A 7008-nucleotide genomic window follows, 5' to 3' on the forward strand; every position below is an offset into this window, starting at 1 on the left:
GCGGGAGAAGTGGTCTCGACTCGGGTGCTCGCAGCGCTCGCGCCCGCTCGACCAGCAGAAGGCTCGCCGCTCGACCAGCGGAGGGTTCACCCCAGCGGCTGCGCGCGCTTGACCTGCGCGGCGGCGCGGGCGGCGTCGAGTTCGATGTCGGTGACGATCGACGCCCGGCCCAGGCGCAGCGTCCCCGAGGTCAGCGGCTGGGCCCGCAGGCCGCCGCGACCGATCAGCGCCTTGCGGGCACCCTCGCCGGCCATCGTGTCCATCCACGCGCACGGGTGCGCCGGACGTCCGCCGCGAAATCGCACCGGACCATCGCCGGTGTCGACGCTGAACTCCCGCCCGCGCAGCGGGTCGAGTTCGAGGCCCCGCACCACCACGTTGCGTCGCGCGACAACCGGGTCGACGTCGCCAGCCGCCGCCTCCCACGCCTCGAGCGCCAAGAACGTCACGGCAGCTTCGGTGTGAGCGCGCACGCCGAAGAACCTGTCGCCACGAATCCCCTTGTCGGCGATGATCTCAACGCTCGACGGAGTCTCGGTCGGCACGTCTGCGGCCGGACCGTCCTTCGGTCGTCCGAAGTAGGCGTGCGCAGGTGAGACGACGAACGTCACGATCTCGACGTCGTACCTGAGCTCCATGCTCCCAGGCTACGCAGCCGGCATCGACCGGTCATCTCTGCGAACGCGGCACGTATGTCAGCCCTCGGAACACCGCGCTGCTCGCGAACACCGACGCGTCGAGTTCGACGTCACGATGCCGCGCCATACGCAGCGCGAGCCGCAGGAGCATCTTGATGTCGCGCGGCGTGATGTCGGGGAACCCGCCCACGAGGTCGTCGAGCAGGTCCTCTCCCAGGATGACGTCGTTACCCGCGGCCAGGATCTGCCAGACCTGTCGGGCGTCCTTGGGTCCGGGCGGCGCGTAGGAGATGATCGCCGCACAGCGGGCGAGGATCGCCTCGTCGACACCGTCGATGCGGTTGGTGGTGAGGAACAGCAAGCCGTCGAAATACTCCAGGGTGCGCAGGAATTCGGCGACGATGGCATTCTGCGCGAGGTCGAGTCCGCGTTCCATGACGAACACGTCGGCCTCGTCGAGCAGGAGAACCGCGTCCCACCGCTTGGCTCGATCGAAGATCACTTCGAGGTTCTTGCGCACCAATTCGGCTGTGATGCCCAGTGATCCGGAGTGGATCGAGTACAGCGGACGTCCGGTGACCTCCGCATAGACCTCGGCGGTGAGTGTCTTGCCGACGCCTGGCCGCCCTTTGGCGAGGATGACGTTACCCGCCGACTTCCCGCCGATGATGTCGCCGGTGAACACCGAAATATCTGTTGTGAGAATGTTCAGCAGCTCGCGTTGGTCGTCGGGCAGAACGAGTTTGTCCTGCAGGTGCGTCTCGTAGACGTACTCGGCGAGGTCGGCCGTGTTGACGTCGAGGAAGTCCTGCGCGCCGAGATCGAACACTCGCACGGCCGTGGTGACCGGCACGGGACCGAAATCGTCTCCGCCGTAACGGTTGTTGTCGTAGAGCACCGAAGCGGCGACCATCCGTAGCGGTGCGATCTCGTCGGGTGCGACGTCGTGCACCACCTTGCGATTGTTCCGCGAGTTGGGTGAGCGATAGTCGTCGGTACGGATCACTTTGCCGCTGAACGTGTACTGCTGTCCGAAACCGGTGTCGATGATGTGCTGGTAGCGGTCACGACGCGCCTGGTACTCGGCCTTGAGGTCGGCGCTCTCCTTGTAGGCACCGCCTGCCAACAGCACATCCGCGGGTGTCTTGCCGACGACATCGGTGTCTTCGAAGTACAGGACCCGCGGCTTGCGTGAGGGCCGCTTCACGGTGGCATTGTCTGCTTCCATCGTGAATTTGATTCGCGGACCATGCGTTCGGTCACCGTGCTCGAGCGTGATGTCCATGACGAGATACGGATGGAGGTAACCGTCGGACTCGCGGACGTAGAGCCAGCCGTCGATCATCTCGTGCCGCAGGAAGGTCCGGAAGATCTCGACAGCGGCGTCGAGGTGTGGGATCGGCGCGAAGTGGCCTGCCCGCGATGACACGATCGCACCGACAGCACGCGAGAAGGATTCCTCGCCAAGGGAATCCGCTGTCGTGATCAGGTCGCTCAGCGCCGCGTCGGTGAGATCCCGGTCGGCGATGGCGATCTCGGGAGAACGCCACGACGACGCCTGACCGCGGACCCGCGCCAGGTCGTCCGACGTTGTGCCGGCGACAAGTGTTGTCGGTGCTACCAACATGATCGACCTTCCCTGGTCGTCGATCGGGCGTCCGACACTGCGGACGCCCGATCTGAAAGCTGAACTCAGGCCTCGGGATCGAGGACGAAGTCGTACGTCACGGCGACGCCTCCCTCGACCGGCTGCGGGTCGAGCATCAGTTCAGGCTTGACGGCCGAGGCGATGTCGTCGTCGTTGTGCGGATCACCCGGGAAGTAGAGCTGCGTGGTGATCAACTCGTAGCCCGGCGCGCTCACCTTGAAGTGCAGGTGCGCGGGTCGCCAGGCATGCCATCCCGCGGCCTCGATGAGTTGGCCGCACGCACCGTCCGTGGGGATCTGGTACGGCGCCGGCTGCAGGCTGTGAATCTCGAAGTGCCCCTCGTCATCGGCGATCCAGGTGCCGCGGAGATTCCACTCCGGCAGGCCAACCCGCACTCCTGCAAGACCGCAACACGGCGTCGTTGACGGCGGAGTCACGACTGCCGTACATCACGAATGGTTCGGTGCGCAGATCCTGCAGCGCCACAACAGGTTCGGATGCCAACCGGTGATCGCTGGACACGGCGAGGACCAACGGCTCGACGTCGACGGTGTGTACCTCGATGCCGTCACCGGCCACCGGCGGTCGCAGCAGTCCGAGGTCGATCTCGCCAGGGACGAGAGCGTCGCGTTGTGTCGGAGTCAGCATGTCAGCGGAGATCGCGAGCTCGACGTCGGGGAGCTGTTGCTTGACGGCGCGGGCGATCCTCGGCAGATGCGAGAAGGCCCCGATGCCGGTCAGCCCGAGTCGCACCACTCCGCTGCGCCCCGCGGCGATACGTCGTACCTCGTCGACGCATCCGTCGACGTCGCCGAGGATGCGCCTGGCCTCTGCCTGCAGGTAGAGCCCTGCCGGAGTGAGTGAGACCTGGCGAGTCGTTCTGGTCATCAACGTGACGTCGAGTTCGGCTTCGAGTTGCCTGATCGCGTACGACAGTGCCGGCTGCGCGACGTGCAACGTGGCGGCAGCCTGCCCGAAGTGACACGTGTCGGCGACGGCCACGAAGTACCGCAGGTGCCTCAGCTCCATGTCGCCTCTCCTCTCGTGCCGAATACTCGGAGGAAGCGACAGCTGAGTCACTCCCTGAGCATCATGTGACTGCCGCCACTTTCGAGATCCACGGTAGAAGCCCGATCCATACAAGACAAGGACTCATATTCGTGTGATTGATCGATGAAATTGATCAATTTGACGCTGAGTCAGGACTGGCAAAAGCCCTAGTGTGACTGTCCCCACGTAATGCCAAGGTCGGGAGACAGCCCACACCAGGAGGTACCCAGATGACACTCGCCGGCAACGCCGCACCACCGACGACAGCCACGACCGATCATGTGCGCAGCATTCTCGCCGATGCCGTCATCGACGACCGCGATGCCGGCGTCTACCGGGCCAACCGCAGGATCTTCACCGACGAGGAGATCTTCGAGCTGGAGATGCGCCACATCTTCGAGGGCAACTGGATCTACCTGGCCCACGAGAGTCAGGTGGCGAATCCGGGCGACTACTTCACCACCTACATCGGCAGGCAACCCGTCGTCATCACCCGCAGCAAGGACGGCGAACTCCACTGCCTCATCAATGCATGCGCGCATCGCGGTGCCATGATCTGTCGCCGTAAGACCGACAATCGAATGACGTTGACCTGCCCCTTCCACGGCTGGACGTTCCGCAACGACGGCACACTGCTCAAGGTGAAGGATCCCGACGGCGCAGGCTATCCGGACACCTTCGACGTCGAGGGCTCACACAATCTCACGAAGGTTGCCCGGTTCGAGAGCTACCGCGGATTCCTGTTCGCGAGCCTCAATGATGACGTCCTCCCGTTGTCCGAACATCTCGGCGACACGAGGACGGTCATCGACATGCTCGTCGACCAGTCGCCGCAGGGACTCGAAGTGCTGCGGGGATCGTCGACCTACACCTACGACGGAAACTGGAAGGTGCAGGCCGAGAACGGCGCAGACGGTTACCACGTGACCGCGACGCACTGGAACTACGCAGCGACGACGTCGCGTCGCAACACCGGCGAATCGGCGAACGACGCCAAGGCGCTCGACGCGGGCGGCTGGGGGAAGTCGGGCGGTGGCTACTGGTCATTCCCGCACGGACACCTGTGCCTGTGGACCTGGGCGGCCAACCCGCAGGACCGTCCGCTGTGGGACAAGATGGACGAACTCAAGCGCGAATTCGGCGACGCGAAGGGCGAATTCATGGTCAAGGGATCGCGCAATCTGTGCCTGTACCCGAACGTCTATCTCATGGACCAGTTCTCGACCCAGATCCGACACTTCCGCCCTATCGCCCCGGACAAGACCGAAGTCACCATCTACTGCATCGCACCCAAGGGTGAGAGTGACACCGCACGCGCGCATCGCATCCGGCAGTACGAAGACTTCTTCAATGCATCGGGCATGGCCACTCCCGACGACCTCGAAGAGTTCCGCTCGTGCCAGTTGACCTTCCGCGCCACCGCCGCGCCGTGGAATGACATGAGTCGTGGTGCGCAGCACTGGCTCTCCGGACCCGACCCCGTCGCCGAGAGTCTCGGCATGACCGAGATCGTCTCTGCCGGAATGAAAAACGAGGACGAGGGCCTCTACCCGGTCCAGCACGGCTACTGGCTCGACACCATGCGTGCCGCCATCAACCCGGAAGGGAAGTGAGATGACCACCTCGCAGTCGCCGATCGTCGACCCAGCTGTCACGACCACCGAAACCCTCATCACGCAGAACATGATCGAGCAGTTCCTCTATCGCGAGGCACGCTACCTCGACGATCGCGAGTTCGAGAAGTGGCTCGGCTGTTATGCCGACGACGTGGAGTACTGGATGCCCGCCTGGACAGACGACGACCACCTCGTCGAGAATCCGCAGCGCGACATCTCACTCATCTACTACCCCAACAAGGGCGGACTCGAAGACCGGGTGTTCCGTATTCGAACCGAACGATCCTCGGCCACGTCGATTCCCGAACCCAGAACGTCGCACAACATCAGCAACGTCGAGGTCATCGAGAGGCGTGGCGACCTGGTCGATGTCCGATTCAATTGGCACACAATGTATTTCCGTTACAACACCGTCGACCCGTACTACGGCACCTCGTTCTACACGATCGACTTCTCCGCCGAGTCGCCGCTCATCCGCCGAAAGACGGTTGTGCTCAAGAACGACTACATCCACCACGTGGTGGACATCTACCACTTCTGAGGCGACACGCATGACACTCACCACCGATACGGAAACCGCAAGAACTACCGATGCGACAGCACTGGATCAGCCGCGACAGGTCCAACACACCAGGTGGCGTTGACATTCGAGGACGGGGTCACACGGTTCATCCCTGCCGGGAAGACCAGACAGTTGCCGACGCGTCGTATCGACAACGCATCAACATCCCGCTCGATTGTCGCGACGGCGCGTGCGGAACGTGCAAGGCATTCTGCGAGTCGGGTGACTACGACGGCGGCACCTACATCGACGACGCACTGTCAGAATCGGAGTGCGCAGACGGTTTCGCATTGCCCTGCTGCATGAAACCGCAGTCAGACCTGGTGCTCCAGATCGCCGCAACCTCCGATATCGCCAAGACCGCCGCGGGCGAATTCATCGGCAGCATCGTCGATCTCGAGCGGCTCTCGACGTCGACGATGCGCATGAGCGTCGAGATCCCCAACCGCGCTGATCTGGCTTTCCTGCCCGGGCAGTACGTGAACATCGCAGTGCCGGGGGCCTCGGCACCCGAAGCACAGGCACCCGGAGCACAAGCACCCGGAGCGCACTCACCCGAAGGCACCGAGACCGTCGTGCGTCGCTCCTATTCGTTCGCCAATGGACCGCACGAGGATCGCCTGACCTTCTTGATCAAGCTGACGCCAGGTGGTGCGATGTCGGACTACCTCACCGAACACGCGGCGTGCGGCGACGAACTCACGTTCACCGGGCCGCACGGATCGTTCTTCTTGCGCGAGTCGGCACGGCCCGTGTTGCTTCTCGCGGGCGGAACAGGTGTGGCGCCGATTCTCTCCATGCTCCGAAAGATGCTCGACGACAACAGCCCCCGCAAGGTGCACCTCATCTATGGTGTGTCGACCGACACCGATCTCGTCGCGCTCGACGACATCGAGTACTTCGCGCACGAGCTGTCGGGCTTCACCTGGGATCACTGCGTGTCCGACCCGAATACTGCTGCGACGCACAAGGGTTACGTGATGAGCCTCATTCGCCCGGAGCATCTGTACGACGGTGACGTGGCCATCTATCTCTGCGGTCCGCCCCCGATGGTCGAATCGGTACGCAGCCACGTCGCCGATGCCGGCATTGAGCCAGTCGGCTTCTACTACGAGAAGTTCGCGCTCGCCGTGCCTGCCAAGACCATCCCCGACACTCCGGACTCTTCCTCCAGCGCAGAGCTTTCCACGCCGGACGAGTCGTCGAGCCGAGAGCACGAGGTGCTCGAGGCCGCAGACGCTCGCAGCATCGCGAGTCAGGAAGTTCTCGCGCGCAGCGATCTGGGAGCACTGTCGACGCGGCCGGCCGCGATCGAACGGGTGTCGTCGCAGACGAGTAGCGTACCGGTGTCCGCGTCGAGGGCGCCGGGCGCAGCGGACGTCTGGGCATCGGACCACACCTGCTGTCCGGCGATGCGCCCGATCGCACCGGCGTCGGGGCTCGCGGGCCGCCGCGGCGCCCGGCGCCCTCGACGCGGTGCGTCCGGGCGCAGTA

Annotated in this window: 5 protein-coding genes and 2 pseudogenes; 3 read left to right on the plus strand and 4 right to left on the minus strand. The window is 64.0% G+C overall.

Annotated features, from left to right (window positions below; translation table 11 throughout):
- Window positions 1–86: 86 nt before the first annotated feature.
- The 4 genes and pseudogenes from A5777_RS15085 to A5777_RS15100 all read right to left on the minus strand — a co-directional run.
- On the minus strand, window positions 87–638 hold the full coding sequence (locus A5777_RS15085) for a hypothetical protein (RefSeq protein ID WP_005209347.1): 552 nt from the start codon (window positions 636–638) through the stop codon (window positions 87–89).
- 31 nt (window positions 639–669) lie between these two features.
- Window positions 670–2265, minus strand: a complete 1596-nt coding sequence (locus A5777_RS15090) for an AAA family ATPase (RefSeq protein WP_005209345.1) — start codon at window positions 2263–2265, stop codon at window positions 670–672.
- Between the two features lie 65 nt (window positions 2266–2330).
- Window positions 2331–2672: pseudogene (locus tag A5777_RS15095) on the minus strand (dioxygenase family protein); the annotation flags it as partial.
- A pseudogene (locus A5777_RS15100) lies at window positions 2671–3315 on the minus strand (LysR family transcriptional regulator); the annotation flags it as partial. The pseudogenes A5777_RS15100 and A5777_RS15095, both read right to left, overlap by 2 nt.
- 251 nt (window positions 3316–3566) lie before the next feature.
- Between A5777_RS15100 and benA the strand changes: the two are divergent.
- The 3 genes from benA to A5777_RS15115 all read left to right on the plus strand — a co-directional run.
- Window positions 3567–4949 (plus strand): benzoate 1,2-dioxygenase large subunit, encoded by a 1383-nt coding sequence (gene benA, locus A5777_RS15105; protein ID WP_064863271.1) that lies wholly within the window; start codon window positions 3567–3569, stop codon window positions 4947–4949.
- A 1-nt stretch (window position 4950) separates the two neighbouring features.
- Window positions 4951–5493, plus strand: a complete 543-nt coding sequence (gene benB, locus A5777_RS15110) for a benzoate 1,2-dioxygenase small subunit (RefSeq protein ID WP_005209338.1) — start codon at window positions 4951–4953, stop codon at window positions 5491–5493.
- Between the two features lie 50 nt (window positions 5494–5543).
- The coding region (locus A5777_RS15115; protein WP_442903053.1) for an FAD-binding oxidoreductase at window positions 5544–7008 on the plus strand (1465 nt) is incomplete at its 3' end.

The organism is Gordonia sp. 852002-10350_SCH5691597, assembly GCF_001665715.1.
GTDB lineage: Bacteria > Actinomycetota > Actinomycetes > Mycobacteriales > Mycobacteriaceae > Gordonia > Gordonia sputi.